Raw genomic sequence first — 18,945 nt, 5'->3', positions numbered from 1 at the left:
AAGTATAAATGAGCGAGAAACGTTGATGTCGAATTCTTATGACTCCTCCAGTATCAAAGTCCTGAAAGGGCTGGATGCGGTGCGTAAGCGCCCTGGTATGTATATCGGCGACACGGATGACGGCACCGGTCTGCACCACATGGTATTCGAGGTGGTAGATAACGCTATCGACGAAGCGCTCGCGGGTCACTGTAAAGAAATTATCGTCACTATTCATGCTGATAATTCCGTCTCTGTACAGGATGACGGGCGTGGCATTCCGACCGGTATTCACCCGGAAGAGGGTGTATCGGCGGCAGAAGTGATCATGACCGTGCTGCACGCAGGCGGTAAATTTGACGATAACTCCTATAAAGTGTCCGGCGGTCTGCACGGCGTTGGTGTTTCGGTAGTAAACGCCCTGTCGCAAAAACTGGAGCTGGTTATCCAGCGTGAAGGTAAAATTCACCGTCAGATCTACGTGCACGGTGTACCGCAGGCACCGCTGGCGGTTACCGGCGATACCGATAAAACCGGCACTATGGTACGTTTCTGGCCGAGCCTCGAAACCTTCACCAATGTAACCGAGTTTGAATATGAAATTCTGGCGAAACGCCTGCGAGAGTTATCCTTCCTTAACTCCGGCGTTTCCATTCGCCTGAAAGACAAACGTGACGGCAAAGAAGACCACTTCCACTATGAAGGCGGTATCAAGGCGTTCGTTGAGTATCTGAACAAGAACAAAACGCCGATCCACCCGAACATCTTCTACTTCTCCACCGAAAAAGACGGTATCGGCGTTGAAGTGGCATTGCAGTGGAACGATGGCTTCCAGGAAAACATCTACTGCTTTACCAACAACATTCCGCAGCGTGATGGCGGTACTCACCTGGCGGGCTTCCGTGCGGCGATGACCCGTACTCTGAACGCCTACATGGACAAAGAAGGTTACAGCAAAAAAGCCAAAGTCAGCGCCACCGGCGACGATGCGCGTGAAGGCCTGATTGCGGTTGTGTCCGTGAAAGTACCAGATCCGAAATTCTCCTCCCAGACTAAAGACAAACTGGTTTCTTCTGAGGTGAAATCGGCGGTAGAACAGCAGATGAACGAACTGCTGGCAGAATACCTGCTGGAAAACCCAACCGATGCGAAAATCGTGGTTGGTAAAATTATCGATGCTGCCCGCGCCCGTGAAGCGGCACGTCGTGCGCGTGAAATGACGCGTCGTAAAGGTGCACTGGACTTAGCCGGCCTGCCGGGCAAACTGGCGGACTGCCAGGAACGCGATCCGGCGCTTTCTGAACTGTACCTTGTGGAAGGGGACTCCGCGGGCGGCTCTGCGAAGCAGGGGCGTAACCGCAAAAACCAGGCGATTCTGCCGTTGAAGGGTAAAATCCTCAACGTCGAGAAAGCCCGTTTCGATAAGATGCTGGCTTCCCAGGAAGTGGCAACGCTCATCACCGCGCTTGGCTGCGGTATCGGTCGTGACGAGTACAACCCGGACAAACTGCGTTATCACAGCATTATCATCATGACCGATGCGGACGTCGACGGCTCGCACATTCGTACGTTGCTGTTGACCTTCTTCTATCGTCAGATGCCGGAAATCATTGAACGCGGTCACGTCTACATTGCCCAGCCGCCGCTGTACAAAGTGAAGAAAGGCAAGCAGGAACAGTACATTAAAGACGATGAGGCGATGGATCAGTACCAAATCTCCATCGCGCTGGATGGTGCTTCTTTGCATACCAACGCCAGTGCACCAGCTTTAGCTGGCGAAGCGTTAGAAAAGCTGGTGTCTGAGTACAATGCGGCGCAGAAAATGATCGTTCGTATGGAACGTCGTTATCCGAAGGCGATGCTGAAAGAGCTTATCTATCAGCCGACGCTGACGGAAGCGGATCTCTCTGACGAGCAGGTTGTTACCCGTTGGGTGAATGCGCTGGTGACAGAACTGAACGATAAAGAGCAGCATGGCAGCCAGTGGAAGTTTGATGTCCACACCAATGCCGAGAAAAACCTGTTCGAGCCGATTGTTCGCGTGCGTACCCACGGCGTGGATACTGACTACCCGCTGGATCACGAGTTCATCACCGGTGGCGAATATCGTCGTATCTGCACGCTGGGCGAGAAACTGCGTGGCTTGCTGGAAGAAGATGCGTTTATCGAACGTGGTGAGCGTCGTCAGCCGGTAGCCAGCTTCGAGCAGGCGCTGGACTGGCTGGTGAAAGAGTCCCGTCGTGGCCTCTCCATCCAGCGTTATAAAGGTCTGGGCGAAATGAACCCGGAGCAGTTGTGGGAAACCACTATGGATCCGGAAAGCCGTCGTATGCTGCGCGTTACCGTTAAAGATGCGATTGCTGCCGACCAGTTGTTCACAACTCTGATGGGTGATGCCGTTGAACCGCGTCGTGCGTTTATCGAAGAGAACGCTCTGAAAGCGGCGAATATCGATATTTAATGGCATTAGCAATGCGAGCGTGCCTGATGCGCTACGCTTATCAGGCCTACAATACTCATGCAATATATTGAATTTTCATGATTTTGTAGGCCGGATAAGGCGGTTACGCCGCATCCGGCAAGAAGCTATAAGAAAAGGGCGGAGATGATCTCCGCCCTTTTTACTCCTGTAATCCGCAACTATCATCCCGCAGAACTATACTTTCTGAGTCAACACGTAACGCTTTACAGGTGATTATCATGGGACTTTTCGATGAAGTTGTCGGTGCCTTTCTGAAAGGCGATGCGGGGAAATATCAGGCCATTCTGAGCTGGGTTGAAGAGCAGGGCGGCATCCAGGTGCTGCTGGAGAAACTGCAAAGTGGCGGCTTAGGTGCCATTCTCTCAACCTGGTTGAGTAATCAACAGGGCAATCAACCGGTTAGCGGCGAACAACTGGAATCGGCACTGGGTACGAATGCAGTAGCCGATCTCGGGCAAAAACTCGGCGTAGATACCAGTGCTGCTTCCAACATGCTGGCGGAACAATTGCCGAAGATTATTGATGCGCTATCTCCGCAGGGCGAAGTTTCACCGCAAGCCAATAACGATCTGCTTTCCGCAGGCATGGAGTTGCTGAAAGGGAAACTCTTCCGCTAAGCAAAAGGGGAGCACGCAAGGCGCGTTGCATCCCCCTTTTCCCTCGGGTGTTGTACTGATTTTTGAGCGGAATCGCGTTAGCATGGGTCAGGAATCAATCTACCTGGGGAACTCATGGCTATCAAACTCATTGCTATCGATATGGATGGCACCCTTCTGCTGCCCGATCACACCATTTCACCCGCCGTTAAAAATGCGATTGCCGCAGCTCGCGCCCGCGGGGTGAATGTCGTGCTGACGACAGGTCGTCCTTATGCAGGTGTTCACAGCTACCTGAAAGAGCTGCATATGGAACAGCCGGGCGACTACTGTATTACTTATAACGGCGCACTGGTGCAGAAGGCCGCTGATGGCAGCACCGTGGCGCAAACAGCATTGAGCTATGACGACTATCGTTTCCTGGAAAAACTCTCTCGCGAAGTCGGTTCCCATTTCCACGCGCTGGACCGCACCACGCTGTACACCGCTAACCGTGATATCAGCTATTACACGGTACATGAGTCGTTTGTGGCCACCATTCCGCTGGTATTCTGCGAAGCGGAAAAAATGGACCCCAATATACAGCTCCTGAAAGTGATGATGATTGATGAACCCGCCATCCTCGACCAGGCCATCGCGCGTATTCCGCAGGAAGTGAAAGAGAAATATACCGTACTGAAAAGCGCGCCGTACTTCCTCGAAATCCTCGACAAACGCGTCAATAAAGGTACCGGTGTGAAATCGCTGGCGGATGTGCTGGGCATTAAACCGGAAGAAATTATGGCGATTGGTGATCAGGAAAACGACATCGCAATGATTGAGTTCGCAGGCGTCGGTGTGGCGATGGATAACGCTATTCCTTCGGTGAAAGAAGTGGCGAACTTTGTCACCAAATCCAACCTTGAAGATGGCGTGGCGTTTGCTATTGAAAAGTATGTGCTGAATTAATCAGTGGGCGGGCAAACTGCATAAACGCGTTTGCCCGCAGCGATTAACAATTTCTGGTCGTGCATAAAATCAGGAACTGGAGTGGTGATGTTACTATATCCAGCGTAAGAGTGACTGGCAGCAACGCGTTAGCGAGGCCGCGCGGGACGCCATCTGTTGTTTTGTACTTATAAAATCCCACTGTAAAGGGTTGATGGAAAACCATCACGTTTGAGTAATCCGCTTTTTTATTTTTCTGGTGGATAGAGCCTTTCAGGCCGTCCAGCATCCATGTACAACGCTGGGTATCACACACAAAGCCATATTGTGTCGCCAGTGCTTTATCTTCCTCATTATCCCAGTCGTAATAGAGCGTTATGGCACCAGAAAAATTCGTATCACCGCTGCTTAAAATAAATTTCGCGTTATCGGAAACGGTGATTCTTTCGCCATGAATTACCGGGTCGTTCAGCATTTTAACCACCTCATCGCCGCCGTTGGTCAACAGGTAGTCCAGCGACTCTCCAACAAAAACATAGCCTTTCGTACCGTTACTATCCTCTGCCAGCGATAGACCCTTAATCGTGTCTGAGCGCCATTGCTGGGCATGTGGAGAGCTTGCGGTATTGAAAACCAGTCCAGCGGTTAGACATCCGGTCAACGCGAATGCTAAAGAACATAAACAGGCTGCTTTAATAAATCCCTGAAAATTCAATTGCATGATTAATCCTTTAAACAAGAATGCTAAGCCGTTGGAAGCATACCTTTATTTCCCCGCCTGTTTACTCCCTGACAACCCTTTTCAGATTTGTGCCTGATGGATGCCATTTTCTTATGTATTGTTCTTTTTGTGATCTAAATTGTAGTACAACAATACGTGTTTGTACTACATTACACGCACAGTAAACGCGAATATCATCATGCTGGTACTACAAAGTTGCCGCGTTATGCATCGATCGGGGTAAAGTAGAGCAGAACATACAGAGCACAAGGACTCTCCATGACTCTCAATAAAACCGATCGCATTGTCATTACACTGGGTAAACAGATCGTTCACGGTAAATATGTACCTGGCTCGCCGCTTCCGGCTGAGGCGGAACTCTGTGAGGAGTTTGAAACCTCGCGCAACATCATTCGTGAAGTGTTCCGCTCGCTGATGGCGAAGCGGCTGATTGAAATGAAGCGTTATCGCGGCGCATTTGTGGCACCGCGTAATCAGTGGAATTACCTCGACACTGACGTACTGCAATGGGTGTTGGAAAACGACTACGACCCACGGCTTATCAGTGCAATGAGCGAAGTGCGAAATCTGGTGGAACCGGCGATTGCCCGTTGGGCGGCAGAGCGCGCGACCTCCAGCGATCTGGCGCAGATTGAATCGGCGCTGAACGAGATGATTGCTAACAATCAGGATCGCGAGGCATTTAACGAAGCTGATATTCGCTACCACGAGGCGGTACTTCAGTCGGTACATAACCCGGTGTTACAGCAACTTAGCATCGCGATTAGTTCACTGCAGCGGGCAGTTTTTGAACGAACCTGGATGGGCGATGAGGCCAACATGCCGCAAACGCTTCAGGAACATAAGGCGCTGTTCGATGCGATACGGCATCAGGACGGCGATGCGGCAGAGCAGGCGGCGCTTACCATGATCGCCAGCTCGACACGAAGATTAAAGGAAATCACATGACAGCTCGCTACATCGCAATTGACTGGGGATCGACCAATCTGCGCGCCTGGCTTTATCAGAGCGACAACTGCCTGGACAGCAGGCAATCAGAAGCAGGCGTCACGCGCCTGAACGGAAAATCTCCGGCTGCGGTGTTAGCAGAAGTGATAGCAGGCTGGCGTGAAGAGAATACGCCAGTGGTGATGGCAGGAATGGTCGGCAGCAATGTTGGCTGGAAAGTCGCTCCTTATTTATCCGTTCCTGCCTGTTTCTCATCTATTGGTGAACAGTTAACGTCTGTTGGCGACAATATCTGGATTATTCCCGGATTATGCGTCTCTCATGATGATAACCACAATGTGATGCGCGGCGAAGAAACACAATTGCTTGGCGCGCGTGCTCTTGCTCCTTCCTCTCTTTATGTTATGCCCGGTACGCATTGCAAATGGGTGCAAGCCGATAGCCAGCAAATCAACGATTTTCGCACCGTGATGACCGGTGAATTGCACCATTTACTGCTAAATCAGTCATTGATTGGGGCTGGTTTGCCGCCGCAGGAAAACTCTGCCGATGCCTTCGCGGCCGGTCTTGAACGCGGCCTTAATGCTCCCGCCGTATTGCCGCAACTTTTTGAAGTTCGCGCCTCGCATGTGCTGGGAACGCTTCCCCGCGAACAGGTCAGCGAATTTCTCTCTGGTTTGTTGATTGGTGCTGAGGTCGGCAGTATGCGCGACGACGTGGCTCATCAACAGGCTATCACCCTTGTCGCCGGAACATCGCTGACCGTGCGTTACCAACAAGCCTTTCAGGCTATGGGTTGCGACGTAACGGCGGTGGCGGGCGACACGGCATTTCTGGCTGGTATAAGGAGCATTGCTCATGCAGTGGCAAACTAAACTCCCACTGATCGCCATTTTGCGCGGCATTACGCCTGACGAGGCGCTGGCGCATGTTGGCGCGGTGATTGACGCCGGGTTCGACGCGGTTGAAATCCCGCTGAATTCTCCCCAATGGGAGCAAAGCATTCCCGCAGTCGTTGAAGCATACGGCGACAAAGCGTTGATTGGCGCAGGTACGGTACTGAAACCTGAGCAGGTTGATACGCTCGCCAGGATGGGCTGCCAGCTCATCGTTACGCCCAATATCCATAGTGAGGTCATTCGTCGTGCGGTGGGTTACGGCATGACCGTTTGCCCCGGTTGTGCGACGGCGACCGAAGCCTTTAGCGCGCTCGAAGCAGGCGCGCAGGCACTGAAAATATTTCCGTCATCGGCTTTTGGCCCGCAATACATCAAAGCATTAAAAGCGGTATTACCGCAGGACATCGCGGTCTTTGCCGTTGGCGGCGTGACGCCAGAAAACCTGGCGCAGTGGATAGACGCTGGTTGTGCTGGAGCGGGCTTAGGTAGCGATCTCTATCGCGCCGGACAGTCCGTGGAACGTACCGCGCAGCAGGCAGCAGCATTTGTTAAGGCGTATCGAGAGGCAGTGCAATGAAAATTACCAAAATTACCACGTATCGTTTACCTCCCCGCTGGATGTTCCTGAAAATTGAAACCGATGAAGGCGTGGTCGGTTGGGGCGAACCGGTGATCGAGGGCCGCGCCCGCACGGTGGAAGCGGCAGTTCACGAGCTGGGTGACTATCTGATTGGTCAGGATCCATCGCGCATCAACGACTTATGGCAAGTGATGTATCGCGCCGGTTTTTATCGTGGCGGCCCCATTCTGATGAGCGCCATCGCCGGGATCGACCAGGCGTTATGGGATATCAAAGGCAAAGTGCTGAATGCGCCCGTCTGGCAACTAATGGGTGGCCTGGTCCGCGACAAAATCAAAGCCTACAGTTGGGTCGGCGGCGATCGTCCGGCGGATGTTATCGACGGCATTAAAACCCTGCGTGAAATCGGCTTCGATACTTTCAAACTGAACGGTTGTGAAGAACTGGGTCTGATTGATAACTCCCGCGCGGTAGATGCGGCGGTCAACACCGTGGCACAAATTCGTGAAGCCTTTGGTAATCAGATTGAGTTTGGCCTTGATTTTCACGGTCGCGTCAGCGCGCCGATGGCGAAAGTGCTGATTAAAGAACTGGAACCGTATCGCCCGCTATTTATTGAAGAGCCGGTGCTGGCGGAACAAGCCGAATACTACCCCAAACTGGCGGCGCAAACTCACATTCCTCTGGCAGCGGGGGAGCGCATGTTCTCGCGCTTCGATTTTAAACGCGTGCTGGAGGCGGGGGGAATTTCGATCCTGCAACCGGATCTCTCCCACGCGGGCGGTATTACCGAATGCTACAAAATTGCCGGAATGGCGGAAGCCTATGACGTGACTCTTGCGCCGCACTGTCCGCTCGGCCCCATTGCACTGGCTGCTTGCCTGCATATCGACTTTGTCTCCTATAACGCCGTACTTCAGGAACAAAGTATGGGCATTCATTACAACAAAGGCGCGGAGTTACTCGACTTTGTGAAAAACAAAGAGGACTTCAGCATGGTCGGCGGCTTCTTTAAACCGCTAACGAAACCGGGCTTAGGCGTGGAAATCGACGAAGCCAAAGTCATTGAGTTCAGTAAAAATGCCCCGGACTGGCGTAATCCGCTCTGGCGTCATGAAGATAACAGCGTAGCAGAGTGGTAATTCCTGCCACGTAAGCCCCTCATCGGGCACTAAAACAGCAATACAAAAATATAACCCTCTGTAACTTACAGGGCATGGTGAGCGGCCTCGCTATGCCCAAAATCAGGAGATAGCTCGCTATGGATATTCCCGTAAATGCAGCAAAGCCGGGGCGTCGGCGTTATCTGACGTTGGTGATGATTTTTATTACGGTAGTGATTTGTTATGTCGATCGCGCCAACCTGGCCGTGGCTTCCGCCCATATTCAGGAAGAGTTCGGTATTACTAAAGCCGAAATGGGCTATGTATTTTCGGCCTTCGCCTGGCTTTATACCTTATGTCAGATCCCCGGCGGTTGGTTTTTAGATCGCGTGGGTTCACGTGTGACTTATTTTATTGCGATATTTGGCTGGTCGGTGGCGACATTATTCCAGGGATTTGCCACGGGCTTAATGTCATTAATTGGTCTGCGGGCGATAACCGGTATTTTCGAAGCGCCCGCTTTCCCGACCAATAACCGTATGGTGACCAGTTGGTTCCCGGAACATGAACGTGCTTCTGCCGTTGGTTTTTATACCTCTGGTCAGTTTGTCGGTCTGGCGTTTCTGACTCCGCTGCTGATCTGGATTCAGGAGATGTTGAGCTGGCACTGGGTGTTCATTGTCACCGGCGGTATCGGCATTATCTGGTCGCTGATTTGGTTTAAAGTTTACCAGCCGCCGCGCCTGACCAAAGGCATCAGCAAAGCTGAGCTGGATTACATTCGTGATGGTGGCGGTCTGGTGGATGGCGATGCGCCGGTGAAAAAAGAGGCGCGTCAGCCGTTAACGGCAAAAGACTGGAAACTGGTGTTCCATCGTAAACTGATCGGCGTCTATCTCGGGCAATTTGCGGTGGCGTCTACGCTGTGGTTCTTCTTAACCTGGTTCCCGAACTATTTAACCCAGGAAAAAGGGATAACGGCGTTGAAAGCGGGCTTTATGACCACGGTGCCATTTCTCGCTGCGTTTGTCGGTGTACTGCTCTCAGGATGGGTAGCGGATCTGCTGGTGCGGAAGGGCTTTTCGCTGGGCTTTGCGCGTAAAACACCAATAATCTGCGGCTTGTTGATCTCCACCTGCATTATGGGTGCTAACTATACCAATGACCCGATGATGATTATGTGTCTGATGGCGCTGGCATTCTTCGGTAACGGTTTTGCTTCGATTACCTGGTCGCTGGTCTCTTCTTTGGCACCGATGCGCCTGATTGGTTTAACCGGCGGGGTGTTTAACTTCGCCGGTGGTTTGGGGGGTATCACCGTTCCGCTGGTGGTGGGTTACCTGGCGCAGAGTTACGGTTTTGCACCTGCACTGGTTTATATCTCCGCCGTCGCGTTGATTGGCGCGCTCTCTTACATCCTGCTGGTAGGCGATGTGAAGCGCGTTGGGTAATCTCTCAACTGTGGAATATGTGCAATGCCACTGCGCATAATCCACTTTCTTAAGGCCGGTGCGGTCAGGCATCGGCTTTTCAGGATCTTGCCGTAGAGTTTTAAACGCAGTTTGCGGGTGGCGTGCCAGTAAGCGGCATTGATTTTCTCCGGCTGCTTCAGTAGCACCGAACGCAGTATTTCCGCGCTATCCAGCGCATAGCTAATCCCCTCCAGCGAGCTGGCACTGATAAATCCCGCCGCTTCGCCAATAAGAAAAGCATTGTCCTTACCGCAGACAAAATCCTGCCAGCGTGAGGGAAACAACACGGTGCATTTTTCACTTTTCACCGCTTTGCCAAACTGGAACTGAAAGGCGTTCATTTTCTCTTTCAGCGCCGCAAAACGCGCCTGGCCGTCTTTCATCGGATAGGCACCGCCAAAAATAAAATAACCGTCTTTGCTGATACTCCATGAGTAACAGTCAGTTATCGCATTATCAAAGATACAGGAGTAGAACGGCGTCGGATGTTTCTCTGTGAACCACTGCTGGATAGCGACATATTTACGAATCTGATGATCCGGGTAGAGATGTCGCCGCACCATCGAGTTTGCACCATCAGCACCGACCAGATAGCGGGCAGTAATGTGTTGCTCCCAGCCATCGGCGCGAAAAATAACATGCCATTTATCATCCTCACGCCAGATTTTCCGGCACAGGCTGTCGTGGTAAACCTCAACGCTGGTAGGGATCAGCGATTTCATCCACAAGTCGAAGGCATGACGATTAATATTGATATAGCTTCGCTGGTAGTTACGCTTGAGCGATGCTGTGACGTCGACGGTTTTGACGCTGAAAATCTGTGGGTTGGCGATCACATCGACAGGGAGCGTTAGCCCGTCGCGAATAAAAGAACGCTGCGCGTCCGGTGCCAGCAGACCACCGCAAGGTTTGCTGAAACCTTCTGTACCGCACTGGTGCTTTTTATCCAGTGCAATCACCTGCATTTTTCCTGCTAACTGCCGCGCCAGTGCGGAACCCGCCGGGCCGAGGCCGATAATCGCTACGTCAAAATGTTCCATCTTTTTACTCACATTCATCACGATGGCAAAAGACTATTGTCTGAAAGTGAAGTCCTTGTGAAGTATGATGACGGAAACCGTTTTGTATCAGGATCACGCCATGAAACAACTCACCAACGCTTCACGAAACCACCTGCTCACCAATACCAACACCTGGACACCCGATAGCCAGTGGCTGGTATTTGACGTGCGGCCTTCTGGCGCGTCGTTTACCGGCGAGACAATTGAGCGTGTGAATATCCATACCGGCGAGGTTGAAGTTATTTACCAGGCGTCACAGGGTGCACACGTTGGCGTGGTGACCGTTCATCCGAAGCTGGAGAAATATGTCTTCATCCACGGCCCAGAAAATCCTGATGAAACATGGCATTACGATTTCCATCACCGCCGCGGCGTGATTGTTGAAGGCGGAAAGATGAGCAATCTCGATGCCATGGATATTACCGTTCCGTACACTCCTGGGGCGCTACGTGGCGGCAGTCATGTACATGTCTTTAGCCCGAACGGTGAAATGGTGAGTTTTACCTATAACGACCATGTACTACATGAATGCCGCCCGGCGCTGGATTTGCGAAACGTCGGGGTTGCGGCACCGTTTGGCCCGGTTAACGTACACAAACAGCATCCGCGCGAATACAGCGGCAGCCACTGGTGCGTGCTGGTAAGTAAAACCACGCCCACGCCGCAGCCGGGCAGTGATGAAATCAATCGCGCTTATGAAGAGGGATGGGTCGGAAACCACGCGCTGGCATTTATTGGCGACACACTTTCGCTGAACGGCGAGAAAGTACCGGAGCTGTTTATTGTAGAGCTGCCACAAAATGAAAACGGCTGGAAAGCGGCTGGTGAGAAGCCGTTAAGCGGCACGGAATCAACCCTGCCAGCGCCGCCGCGTGGTGTCGTGCAGCGACGTTTAACCTTTACTCACCATCGTACTTACCCAGGGTTAGTCAACGTTCCACGCCATTGGGTGCGTTGTAACCCACAGGGGACGCAAATCGCGTTTTTAATGCGTGACGATAACGGTATTGTGCAATTGTGGCTTATCTCCCCACAGGGCGGCGAACCGCGCCAGTTAACCGATAACAAAACGGATATTCAGTCAGCGTTTAACTGGCATCCGTCAGGAGAATGGCTGGGTTTTGTGCTGGATAATCGTATTGCCTGTGCACATGCGCAAAGCGGTGAAGTTGAGTATTTAACCGAAAATCACGCCAACCAACCTTCGGCAGACGCCGTGGTCTTCTCGCCAGATGGTCAATGGCTGGCGTGGATGGAAGCTGGCCAGTTGTGGGTCACCGAAACTGGCCACTAATTCAGTTCGTTGGCATTCTGGCTGGTGGAATGACGGCATTGATGGCCTGCGCGTCGGCTTCACTTTTTTCCACGCGTGAGCGCACTGAACTGTCTTTGCGGAATGCATCCCACGGCAGTAAAAGCGTGTCCATAACAGCGGTAAACGGCATATCAAGAATCACCAGTGACTTAGTGCCCCAGTTGGTTTCATTGTCACCAATCATGGTGGCGCTGGCACGGGTGCCAGGGTATGTTCCCTCTTTGCCCCCTGTATGGGACATCACGCTGGAACATCCTGTCATTAACGCCATCCCGCTGCACATTAAGAGTGCTAACAACACATTTCTTATCATAATAAATTCATCAGTTGATCGTTGGTGTTGGCATGATGTGTTATAGCGATCCCTTGCTGAAAATAACATCATCATCATGTCGCACTGTGGCGGCTATCGCACTTTAACGTTTCGTGCTGCCCCTCAGTCTATGCAATAGACCATAAACTGCAAAAAAAAGTCCGTTGGAAAGACTTGAAAAGTGCATATCCAGACCCATTTTTATACCGTAGCCGATGAGAACGCGCCTGATGGGTGTTCTGGCTATCCGACCTGTCCATTGTGGAAGGTCTTACATTCTCGCTGATTTCAGGAGCTATTGATTATGCGTAACTTTGATTTATCCCCGCTTTATCGTTCTGCAATTGGATTTGACCGTTTGTTTAACCACTTAGAAAACAACCAGAGCCAGAGTAATGGTGGCTACCCTCCGTATAACGTTGAACTGGTAGACGAAAACCATTATCGCATTGCTATCGCTGTAGCTGGTTTTGCTGAGAGTGAACTGGAAATTACTGCCCAGGACAATCTGCTGGTGGTGAAAGGTGCTCACGCCGACGAACAAAAAGAGCGCACCTATCTGTACCAGGGCATCGCTGAACGCAACTTCGAACGCAAATTCCAGTTAGCAGAAAACATTCATGTTCGTGGCGCTAACCTGGTGAACGGTCTGCTGTATATCGATCTCGAACGCGTGATTCCGGAAGCGAAAAAACCGCGCCGTATCGAAATCAACTAATTCTCTAAGGCCGCCTGGCGCGGCCTGGCAACTTCATGCTCGCCGTCAGGGAGCATATGCGAATCCTCGGATTTGCAGGTACTTACTCGCTTCTTAGAAGGAGAAATGACTATGCGTAACTTCGATTTATCCCCACTGATGCGTCAATGGATCGGTTTTGACAAACTGGCCAACGCACTGCAAAACGCCGGTGAAAGCCAGAGCTTCCCGCCGTACAACATTGAGAAAAGCGACGATAACCACTACCGCATTACTCTTGCGCTGGCGGGCTTCCGTCAGGAAGATTTAGATATTCAACTGGAAGGTACTCGCCTGAGCGTAAAAGGCACGCCGGAGCAGCCCAAAGAAGAGAAAAAATGGCTGCATCAAGGTCTTATGAATCAGCCTTTTAGCCTGAGTTTTACGCTGGCAGAAAATATGGAAGTCTCTGGTGCAACCTTCGTAAATGGTTTGCTGCATATTGATTTAATTCGTAATGAGCCTGAACCCATCGCAGCGCAGCGTATCGCTATCAGCGAACGTCCCGCGTTAAATAGCTAATTAGCTATTCTTTTTGCCCCGCCAGCCTGGTGGGGCTTTTTTTATTTACCATCTTCAACAATGTGTTAATTTTCGCCAATTTAAGATGTTCCTGCACTCTCTTTCCCGTGATAATGTGCGCCATAAGGCAAATCTGCTTCACCGATTCAGCCATAATCCATAGCAATTAAAATGTTATCTCAAGAGAAATGGACGATGAGTGATATAGCATTAACAGTCAGTATTCTGGCTTTGGTGGCGGTCGTCGGTTTGTTTATCGGCAACGTCAAGTTTCGCGGCGTTGGATTGGGCATTGGCGGCGTACTGTTCGGTGGGATCATCGTCGGCCATTTTGTTTCACAGGCTGGGATGACATTAAGTAGCGACATGCTGCATGTTATCCAGGAATTTGGTCTGATCCTGTTCGTTTACACTATCGGCATTCAAGTGGGGCCGGGATTCTTTGCCTCGTTGCGTGTCTCCGGATTACGCCTTAATTTGTTTGCCGTTTTGGTTGTCATCATCGGTGGCCTGGTCACCGCCATCCTGCATAAATTGTTCGATATCCCACTTCCCGTGGTGCTGGGGATTTTCTCCGGCGCGGTCACCAATACGCCAGCGCTGGGCGCAGGTCAGCAGATCTTACGCGACCTCGGCACACCGATGGAGATGGTTGATCAGATGGGGATGAGCTATGCGATGGCGTATCCATTCGGCATTTGCGGGATTTTGTTCACCATGTGGATACTGCGGGTTATTTTTCGCGTCAATGTTGAGACGGAAGCCCTGCAGCACGAGTCGACACGAACCAACGGCGGTGCGCTAATCAGGACGATTAATATCCGTGTTGAGAATCCTAATTTGCATAATTTAGCCATTAAAGATGTGCCGATTCTCAATGGCGATAAAGTTATCTGCTCGCGATTGAAACGAGAAGAAACCCTAAAAGTACCTTCGCCAGAGACCATTATTCAGTTGGGAGATTTACTGCATCTGGTGGGGCAGCCTGCGGATTTACATAATGCACAACTGGTGATTGGTCAGGAAGTGGATACTTCGCTGTCGACGAAAGGCACCGATTTGCGTGTCGAACGCGTGGTGGTCACCAATGAAAATGTGCTCGGCAAGCGTATTCGCGACCTGCATTTTAAGGAGCGCTATGATGTCGTCATTTCGCGACTGAATCGTGCCGGGGTTGAACTGGTCGCCAGTGGCGATATTAGCCTGCAATTTGGCGATATCCTCAACCTGGTTGGACGCCCGTCGGCTATTGATGCCGTTGCCAATGTATTAGGTAATGCGCAGCAAAAACTGCAACAGGTTCAGATGTTACCCGTGTTTATTGGTATCGGTCTTGGCGTGTTGTTAGGCTCCATTCCGGTGTTCGTGCCAGGATTCCCGGCGGCGTTGAAGCTGGGGCTGGCGGGTGGTCCGCTGATTATGGCGCTGATCCTTGGACGTATCGGCAGTATCGGTAAGCTGTACTGGTTTATGCCGCCAAGTGCCAACCTGGCACTGCGCGAACTGGGTATCGTACTGTTCCTTTCAGTTGTTGGTCTGAAATCCGGCGGCGATTTTATCCATACATTGGTTAATGGCGAAGGGCTAAGTTGGATAGGCTATGGTGCATTGATTACCGCGATTCCGCTGATCACAGCCGGCATTCTGGCGCGGATGTTAGCCAAAATGAATTATCTCACTATGTGTGGGATGTTGGCGGGTTCAATGACCGATCCACCGGCGCTGGCGTTTGCCAATAATCTTCATCCAACCAGTGGTGCAGCGGCTCTCTCTTACGCCACGGTGTATCCATTAGTCATGTTTCTGCGCATCATCACACCACAGTTACTTGCGGTGCTTTTCTGGGGCATAGGTTAACCCTTTTCCGGGTGGAGTCGCCGTAAATGGTACTCCACCCGGTATTCACAGGCGTTTCTGAACATTACTGAGTTACTTAAACCAGTGAACCACCGGTCAGGAAAGAAAAGATCAGGAATATCAGCACAATTCCACAGATGATGCCGATACCAAAAAGCAAGGTATGGAAAGCCAGCGTCCCGCTACCAAAAAACAGTGCACCGCGAATGCTCCAGCGATTTTCTTTACGCATACCGGCAACAAACGCGCAGAGTAGCGCGGCAATGGCCAGGGCGATACCGCCGTGATCGAGGATTTTATCGACATCAACGTCCTCTTTTTTCTGCGTTGTGGTGATTTTTTCGCCTTTTATTCCGGCGAGAAGACCTCTTTTAATTTCCGCCGTTTTTTCTGCAATAACGCTTTCCAGCGTTGGCGGCGGCGTGGAAAAAGGGCCGAATGAAAAGTGGATAATGCCCATTATTAAAGCGATAGCACCGAACAGCATACCCAGTGAACTGATTTTATTTTGCGCTATGATACCCATCTGACCTCCTTGTAGCGGATGGCAAGCATATCAGGAAAGCGCCGGACGACATTCCTAAAAATAGACGAATAAGACATCGCTATTGCGAAACGACTAAGGAGCCATAGTGAAAATTTCCCGACTCGGAGAAGCGCCCGATTACCGTTTTTCTCTGGCTAATGAGCGTACCTTTCTGGCGTGGATCCGAACTGCGCTGGGTTTTCTGGCGGCAGGTGTTGGACTGGATCAGCTTGCACCGGATTTCGCCACGCCGGTCATTCGCGAACTGCTGGCATTGTTGTTGTGTCTGTTTTCCGGCGGGTTAGCGATGTATGGTTACCTGCGCTGGCTACGTAACGAAAAGGCGATGCGTCTGAAAGAAGATTTACCCTACACCAACAGCTTATTAATCATTAGCTTAATATTGATGATTGTGGCGGTGATCGTTATGGGACTGGTACTGTATGCCGGATAGCCGCAAAGCCAGACGGATTGCCGACCCGGGTCTTCAGCCGGAACGCACATCGCTGGCATGGTTTCGCACCATGCTGGGTTACGGTGCGTTGATGGCGTTGGCAATCAAACACAACTGGCATCAGTCAGGCACATTGTTCTGGATTTCTATTGGCATCCTTTCCTTTGTGGCATTGATCCTCTGGCGCTATACCCGCAATCGCAATTTAATGGATGTCACTAATAGCGATTTTTCCCAATTTTACGTAATCCGTGACAAATTTATGATCTCCCTCGCGGTGTTATCTCTTGCAATACTGTTTGCTGTAACGCATATACATCAAATTATCGTATTAATTGAGAGAATCACATGACAGGAAGTCAGGTTAGAAATGCTGAAGAGGACAGGCACAAATTGGTTATAGAGTATAAAGACGCTCTGCAACCTGCCGATTTTTATCAAAATTTCAAACAGCGAGGCATCCGCTCCGTGCAACTTATTCCCCACATTGTATTTGATGACCGGGGCGAGCTGACGGCAGCTTCGATGACAGAGGAGCTGTGGGGGCAATTTTTAATTGCCCTGTTCGAGTGTTGGGTGCGGGCAGATATCAGTCGTATATCAATTGAGCTTTTCGACGCCACCCTGCAAAAATGGTGCAGGAGCGAAAAACTGCAACCCCGGCGAGGCTGTCAGGGATGTGACTGGCATCGTCTTTGCCCACAAGCATGGGATGATCAGCCGGACGACGTGCTTTGTGCTGGCTATCAAGCTTTTTATTCCCACTCGGCACCGTACATGCGGGTGATGCGCGACTTGATAAAGCAGCATCGTTCTCCCATGGAGTTGATGACGATGCTGCGGTGATGTGAGCTTAAACGGCCTGCCCCTGGTGTGATATCCGCGTTGCCAGCGGCAGCCAGCAAAGCACAATCAATAACCCCATTAAGGTCATCAACAGCCCCAGACTTCCCTGGCCGGTTTGCGGCAGCATCGCAGAGAGCGACGCCAGTACGCCGGAACCAATGTTTTGCAGGCCGCCAACCAGTGCGCCAGCAGTACCTGCCAGGAATGGAAACGGCTCCATCGCGCCGCTGGTGGCCAGCGGAAATAGCATTCCGGCACCAAAAAAGAACAGCGCGGCGGGAACGAGTAGTGTCCAGACATTCATCACGCCAAACCAGCCAGGGATCCACATCATCAGTCCTGCCAGCAGGCAACAGATAACTGACTGCCACATTAACGAAGAGAACCGTTTATTCGGGCGTCCGGCAAACCATGCGCCGAAAAATGCCGCCGGGATTGGCAGAATAAATAAAATACTGACCGTCATACTGCTCAGCCCTAATACTGCGCCCATCAACACACCAGAACAGGCTTCGAAAGCGGCAATTCCTGCCAGACCGCCAATAAGCATCAGTAAATAGCAGTTAAAACCGCCGTTACCGAAAAGAGTTTTATAACTGGTCAGTAGGCGCGTGCGTGGCGCATCGACAGGGCGCGTTTCCGGCATCCAGCGCGCCATACTGAACGTCACACCGGCACAGAGCACCAGCAAAAACAGGTAACAGGCCCGCCAGTTCCACATGGTATTCAGCAGACCGCCAATTAATGGCGCAAGCAAAGGGCTGACGAGAATACCCATATTTAACATGCTATTAGCGTGACGTAGCTGTGTCCGTTCATACAGATCACGCGGTAATGTACGCGCCATCACACCACCGACACCGGTTCCCATTCCCTGCATTGCGCTGGCAGTAATTAATACCGTCAGGCTGGAGGTGGTGACCGCCACCAGCGTTGCTAACATAAAAATGGACATTCCGACGAGGATCACCGGGCGGCGACCCACACGGTCGGAAATTGGGCCATAAAACAGTTGTGAGACACCGTAGGTCAGCAGATACGCGCCCATTACGCTCTGCACCGCCCCTTCACGGACGTTGAGATCGCGCGCCATATCGGCAATAGCTGGAATATAAATAGTTTGTGCCATCTGACCGACAGCCACGAGTAATACCAACATCAATAATAAATTGATGTTTCTATGCGTTTTCATTATCACAGATGCTTATATAAGAATATTTAGAATAAGTTGCTACGCATTCCAATAAATGCGGGAGAGGAATCTATCACATTGATAAATGTTAGCCAGATATATATATGGAATGATGAATAACGAAGCGGCAGAATATATAAACAACAGCGGCAATAAATGTTTCCGGAATGGATTGTAGTTTAAATAAATTCTGTAGGGTGGATACGATGCGTCAGCATCGCATCGACACGAATCTGCCAGCAGAATGTAAAAGACCACCTCCTCAGGAGGTGTAATGCCAGTCAGTTAAGCAACTGACTGGCTCTTTTTCGGGGCTGTGGGGTATTTCCAGGGCCTCTCCTTTACCACTCTCGGGAAGGCCCTTTCCCTTCTTGTCGGTAATTTCACAAGTTGTC

21 protein-coding genes, 1 pseudogene and 1 other annotated feature are annotated in these 18,945 nt (G+C 51.2%); of the genes and pseudogenes, 15 read left to right on the top strand and 7 right to left on the bottom strand.

Going from position 1 to position 18,945, the window contains the following annotated elements; all coding sequences use genetic code 11:
• Positions 1-25: 25 nt before the first annotated feature.
• The 3 genes from gyrB (at position 26) to yidA (ending at position 4,005) form a co-directional block, all read left to right on the top strand.
• Positions 26-2,440: a DNA topoisomerase (ATP-hydrolyzing) subunit B gene (gene gyrB, locus C7B16_RS15615; protein ID WP_000072079.1), complete on the top strand. Its 2,415-nt coding sequence runs from the start codon at positions 26-28 to the stop codon at positions 2,438-2,440.
• Between the two features lie 239 nt (positions 2,441-2,679).
• Positions 2,680-3,078 (top strand): YidB family protein, encoded by a 399-nt coding sequence (locus C7B16_RS15610; RefSeq protein ID WP_000522197.1) that lies wholly within the window; start codon positions 2,680-2,682, stop codon positions 3,076-3,078.
• Between the two features lie 114 nt (positions 3,079-3,192).
• Positions 3,193-4,005 carry a sugar-phosphatase gene (gene yidA / locus C7B16_RS15605; RefSeq protein WP_038355406.1) on the top strand — a complete coding sequence of 271 codons (813 nt, stop codon included), beginning with the start codon at positions 3,193-3,195 and terminating at the stop codon, positions 4,003-4,005.
• A 43-nt stretch (positions 4,006-4,048) separates the two neighbouring features.
• Here the strand turns inward: yidA and C7B16_RS15600 are convergent, their stop codons facing one another.
• Positions 4,049-4,705: a hypothetical protein gene (locus tag C7B16_RS15600; protein WP_016249431.1), complete on the bottom strand. Its 657-nt coding sequence runs from the start codon at positions 4,703-4,705 to the stop codon at positions 4,049-4,051.
• Positions 4,706-4,984: 279 nt separating this feature from the next.
• Between C7B16_RS15600 and dgoR the strand changes: the two genes are divergently transcribed.
• The 5 genes from dgoR (at position 4,985) to C7B16_RS15575 (ending at position 9,707) form a co-directional block, all read left to right on the top strand.
• Complete coding sequence (gene dgoR / locus C7B16_RS15595) at positions 4,985-5,674, top strand: D-galactonate utilization transcriptional regulator DgoR (RefSeq protein ID WP_001517430.1); 690 nt, start codon at positions 4,985-4,987, stop codon at positions 5,672-5,674.
• Positions 5,671-6,549 (top strand): 2-dehydro-3-deoxygalactonokinase, encoded by an 879-nt coding sequence (gene dgoK / locus C7B16_RS15590; RefSeq protein ID WP_016249429.1) that lies wholly within the window; start codon positions 5,671-5,673, stop codon positions 6,547-6,549. Before dgoR ends, dgoK begins: the two co-directional genes overlap by 4 nt.
• Positions 6,533-7,150 (top strand): 2-dehydro-3-deoxy-6-phosphogalactonate aldolase, encoded by a 618-nt coding sequence (dgoA, locus tag C7B16_RS15585; protein ID WP_001198729.1) that lies wholly within the window; start codon positions 6,533-6,535, stop codon positions 7,148-7,150. Before dgoK ends, dgoA begins: the two co-directional genes overlap by 17 nt.
• On the top strand, positions 7,147-8,295 hold the full coding sequence (gene dgoD / locus C7B16_RS15580) for a galactonate dehydratase (RefSeq protein ID WP_000705001.1): 1,149 nt from the start codon (positions 7,147-7,149) through the stop codon (positions 8,293-8,295). The genes dgoA and dgoD overlap by 4 nt, the downstream gene beginning before the upstream one ends.
• Before the next feature lie 119 nt (positions 8,296-8,414).
• Positions 8,415-9,707: an MFS transporter gene (locus C7B16_RS15575; RefSeq protein WP_105268088.1), complete on the top strand. Its 1,293-nt coding sequence runs from the start codon at positions 8,415-8,417 to the stop codon at positions 9,705-9,707.
• On the opposite strand, the gene cbrA is transcribed toward C7B16_RS15575, so the two are convergent.
• Positions 9,668-10,768 carry a colicin M resistance lipid reductase CbrA gene (gene cbrA / locus C7B16_RS15570; RefSeq protein WP_107179888.1) on the bottom strand — a complete coding sequence of 367 codons (1,101 nt, stop codon included), beginning with the start codon at positions 10,766-10,768 and terminating at the stop codon, positions 9,668-9,670. The two genes, C7B16_RS15575 and cbrA, sit on opposite strands and share 40 nt — an antisense overlap.
• A 100-nt stretch (positions 10,769-10,868) precedes the next feature.
• On the opposite strand from cbrA, the gene C7B16_RS15565 reads away from it, so the two are divergent.
• On the top strand, positions 10,869-12,083 hold the full coding sequence (locus tag C7B16_RS15565) for a DUF3748 domain-containing protein (protein ID WP_219906384.1): 1,215 nt from the start codon (positions 10,869-10,871) through the stop codon (positions 12,081-12,083).
• 1 nt (position 12,084) lies between these two features.
• Here the strand turns inward: C7B16_RS15565 and C7B16_RS15560 are convergent, their stop codons facing one another.
• On the bottom strand, positions 12,085-12,417 hold the full coding sequence (locus tag C7B16_RS15560; protein WP_010377863.1) for a YceK/YidQ family lipoprotein: 333 nt from the start codon (positions 12,415-12,417) through the stop codon (positions 12,085-12,087).
• 238 nt (positions 12,418-12,655) lie between these two features.
• Positions 12,656-12,728, top strand: a sequence feature (ROSE (Repression Of Heat Shock gene Expression) occurs in the 5'-region of heat shock genes and acts as an RNA thermometer to modulate expression.).
• On the opposite strand from C7B16_RS15560, the gene ibpA reads away from it, so the two are divergent.
• From ibpA to C7B16_RS15545, 3 genes are all read left to right on the top strand, one after another.
• Positions 12,722-13,135, top strand: a complete 414-nt coding sequence (gene ibpA, locus C7B16_RS15555) for a small heat shock chaperone IbpA (RefSeq protein ID WP_001243437.1) — start codon at positions 12,722-12,724, stop codon at positions 13,133-13,135. (Overlaps the previous feature by 7 nt.)
• Positions 13,136-13,246: 111 nt before the next feature.
• A complete protein-coding gene (ibpB, locus tag C7B16_RS15550; protein ID WP_001243426.1) occupies positions 13,247-13,675 on the top strand; it encodes a small heat shock chaperone IbpB in 429 nt (142 codons plus the stop codon).
• A 195-nt stretch (positions 13,676-13,870) separates the two neighbouring features.
• Positions 13,871-15,532: a putative transporter gene (locus C7B16_RS15545; protein ID WP_001279777.1), complete on the top strand. Its 1,662-nt coding sequence runs from the start codon at positions 13,871-13,873 to the stop codon at positions 15,530-15,532.
• Here C7B16_RS15545 and C7B16_RS24820 read toward each other — a convergent pair.
• Positions 15,529-15,612 (bottom strand): annotated as a pseudogene (locus tag C7B16_RS24820) (GntR family transcriptional regulator); the annotation flags it as partial. The gene C7B16_RS15545 and the pseudogene C7B16_RS24820 sit on opposite strands and share 4 nt — an antisense overlap.
• Positions 15,609-16,058: a protein YidI gene (yidI, locus tag C7B16_RS15540; protein ID WP_000511286.1), complete on the bottom strand. Its 450-nt coding sequence runs from the start codon at positions 16,056-16,058 to the stop codon at positions 15,609-15,611. The gene yidI and the pseudogene C7B16_RS24820, both read right to left, overlap by 4 nt.
• A gap of 106 nt (positions 16,059-16,164) precedes the next feature.
• On the opposite strand from yidI, the gene C7B16_RS15535 reads away from it, so the two are divergent.
• From C7B16_RS15535 to C7B16_RS15525, 3 genes are read left to right on the top strand one after another with little or no spacing between them, the layout of a single operon-like run.
• On the top strand, positions 16,165-16,512 hold the full coding sequence (locus tag C7B16_RS15535) for a YidH family protein (RefSeq protein ID WP_000703955.1): 348 nt from the start codon (positions 16,165-16,167) through the stop codon (positions 16,510-16,512).
• The gene (locus tag C7B16_RS15530; protein ID WP_001113441.1) at positions 16,502-16,864 is read left to right on the top strand and encodes a DUF202 domain-containing protein; all 363 of its coding nucleotides are present in this window, start codon (positions 16,502-16,504) and stop codon (positions 16,862-16,864) included. The genes C7B16_RS15535 and C7B16_RS15530 overlap by 11 nt, the downstream gene beginning before the upstream one ends.
• A complete protein-coding gene (locus tag C7B16_RS15525; RefSeq protein ID WP_107179881.1) occupies positions 16,861-17,358 on the top strand; it encodes a radical SAM protein in 498 nt (165 codons plus the stop codon). Before C7B16_RS15530 ends, C7B16_RS15525 begins: the two co-directional genes overlap by 4 nt.
• 7 nt (positions 17,359-17,365) lie before the next feature.
• On the opposite strand, the gene emrD is transcribed toward C7B16_RS15525, so the two are convergent.
• Both emrD and C7B16_RS25330 read right to left on the bottom strand, forming a co-directional pair.
• A complete protein-coding gene (gene emrD, locus C7B16_RS15520) occupies positions 17,366-18,550 on the bottom strand; it encodes a multidrug efflux MFS transporter EmrD (protein ID WP_001517436.1) in 1,185 nt (394 codons plus the stop codon).
• Positions 18,551-18,835: 285 nt separating this feature from the next.
• A partial coding sequence (locus C7B16_RS25330; protein ID WP_224465868.1) for a hypothetical protein occupies positions 18,836-18,945 on the bottom strand: 110 nt, incomplete at its 5' end.

Source organism: Escherichia sp. 20412-1, assembly GCF_003027595.1.
GTDB classification, from domain to species: Bacteria; Pseudomonadota; Gammaproteobacteria; order Enterobacterales; family Enterobacteriaceae; genus Escherichia; species Escherichia marmotae.
This window is presented reverse-complemented; position numbering and strand designations above follow the sequence as displayed.

What these genes read in the sequence shown, in the direction of transcription:
- C7B16_RS15525 (WP_107179881.1), top strand. Translation starts at nt 16,861, where the DNA reads ATGACAGGAAGTCAGGTTAGAAATGCTGAAGAGGACAGGCACAAATTG.
- dgoD (WP_000705001.1), top strand. Translation starts at nt 7,147, where the DNA reads ATGAAAATTACCAAAATTACCACGTATCGTTTACCTCCCCGCTGGATG.
- C7B16_RS15565 (WP_219906384.1), top strand. Translation starts at nt 10,869, where the DNA reads ATGAAACAACTCACCAACGCTTCACGAAACCACCTGCTCACCAATACC.
- C7B16_RS15530 (WP_001113441.1), top strand. Translation starts at nt 16,502, where the DNA reads ATGCCGGATAGCCGCAAAGCCAGACGGATTGCCGACCCGGGTCTTCAG.
- dgoR (WP_001517430.1), top strand. Translation starts at nt 4,985, where the DNA reads ATGACTCTCAATAAAACCGATCGCATTGTCATTACACTGGGTAAACAG.
- gyrB (WP_000072079.1), top strand. Translation starts at nt 26, where the DNA reads ATGTCGAATTCTTATGACTCCTCCAGTATCAAAGTCCTGAAAGGGCTG.
- ibpA (WP_001243437.1), top strand. Translation starts at nt 12,722, where the DNA reads ATGCGTAACTTTGATTTATCCCCGCTTTATCGTTCTGCAATTGGATTT.
- C7B16_RS15575 (WP_105268088.1), top strand. Translation starts at nt 8,415, where the DNA reads ATGGATATTCCCGTAAATGCAGCAAAGCCGGGGCGTCGGCGTTATCTG.
- C7B16_RS15545 (WP_001279777.1), top strand. Translation starts at nt 13,871, where the DNA reads ATGAGTGATATAGCATTAACAGTCAGTATTCTGGCTTTGGTGGCGGTC.
- yidI (WP_000511286.1), bottom strand. Translation starts at nt 16,058, where the DNA reads ATGGGTATCATAGCGCAAAATAAAATCAGTTCACTGGGTATGCTGTTC.
- C7B16_RS15600 (WP_016249431.1), bottom strand. Translation starts at nt 4,705, where the DNA reads ATGCAATTGAATTTTCAGGGATTTATTAAAGCAGCCTGTTTATGTTCT.
- dgoK (WP_016249429.1), top strand. Translation starts at nt 5,671, where the DNA reads ATGACAGCTCGCTACATCGCAATTGACTGGGGATCGACCAATCTGCGC.
- emrD (WP_001517436.1), bottom strand. Translation starts at nt 18,550, where the DNA reads ATGAAAACGCATAGAAACATCAATTTATTATTGATGTTGGTATTACTC.
- cbrA (WP_107179888.1), bottom strand. Translation starts at nt 10,768, where the DNA reads ATGGAACATTTTGACGTAGCGATTATCGGCCTCGGCCCGGCGGGTTCC.
- yidA (WP_038355406.1), top strand. Translation starts at nt 3,193, where the DNA reads ATGGCTATCAAACTCATTGCTATCGATATGGATGGCACCCTTCTGCTG.
- C7B16_RS15610 (WP_000522197.1), top strand. Translation starts at nt 2,680, where the DNA reads ATGGGACTTTTCGATGAAGTTGTCGGTGCCTTTCTGAAAGGCGATGCG.
- C7B16_RS15560 (WP_010377863.1), bottom strand. Translation starts at nt 12,417, where the DNA reads ATGATAAGAAATGTGTTGTTAGCACTCTTAATGTGCAGCGGGATGGCG.
- ibpB (WP_001243426.1), top strand. Translation starts at nt 13,247, where the DNA reads ATGCGTAACTTCGATTTATCCCCACTGATGCGTCAATGGATCGGTTTT.
- dgoA (WP_001198729.1), top strand. Translation starts at nt 6,533, where the DNA reads ATGCAGTGGCAAACTAAACTCCCACTGATCGCCATTTTGCGCGGCATT.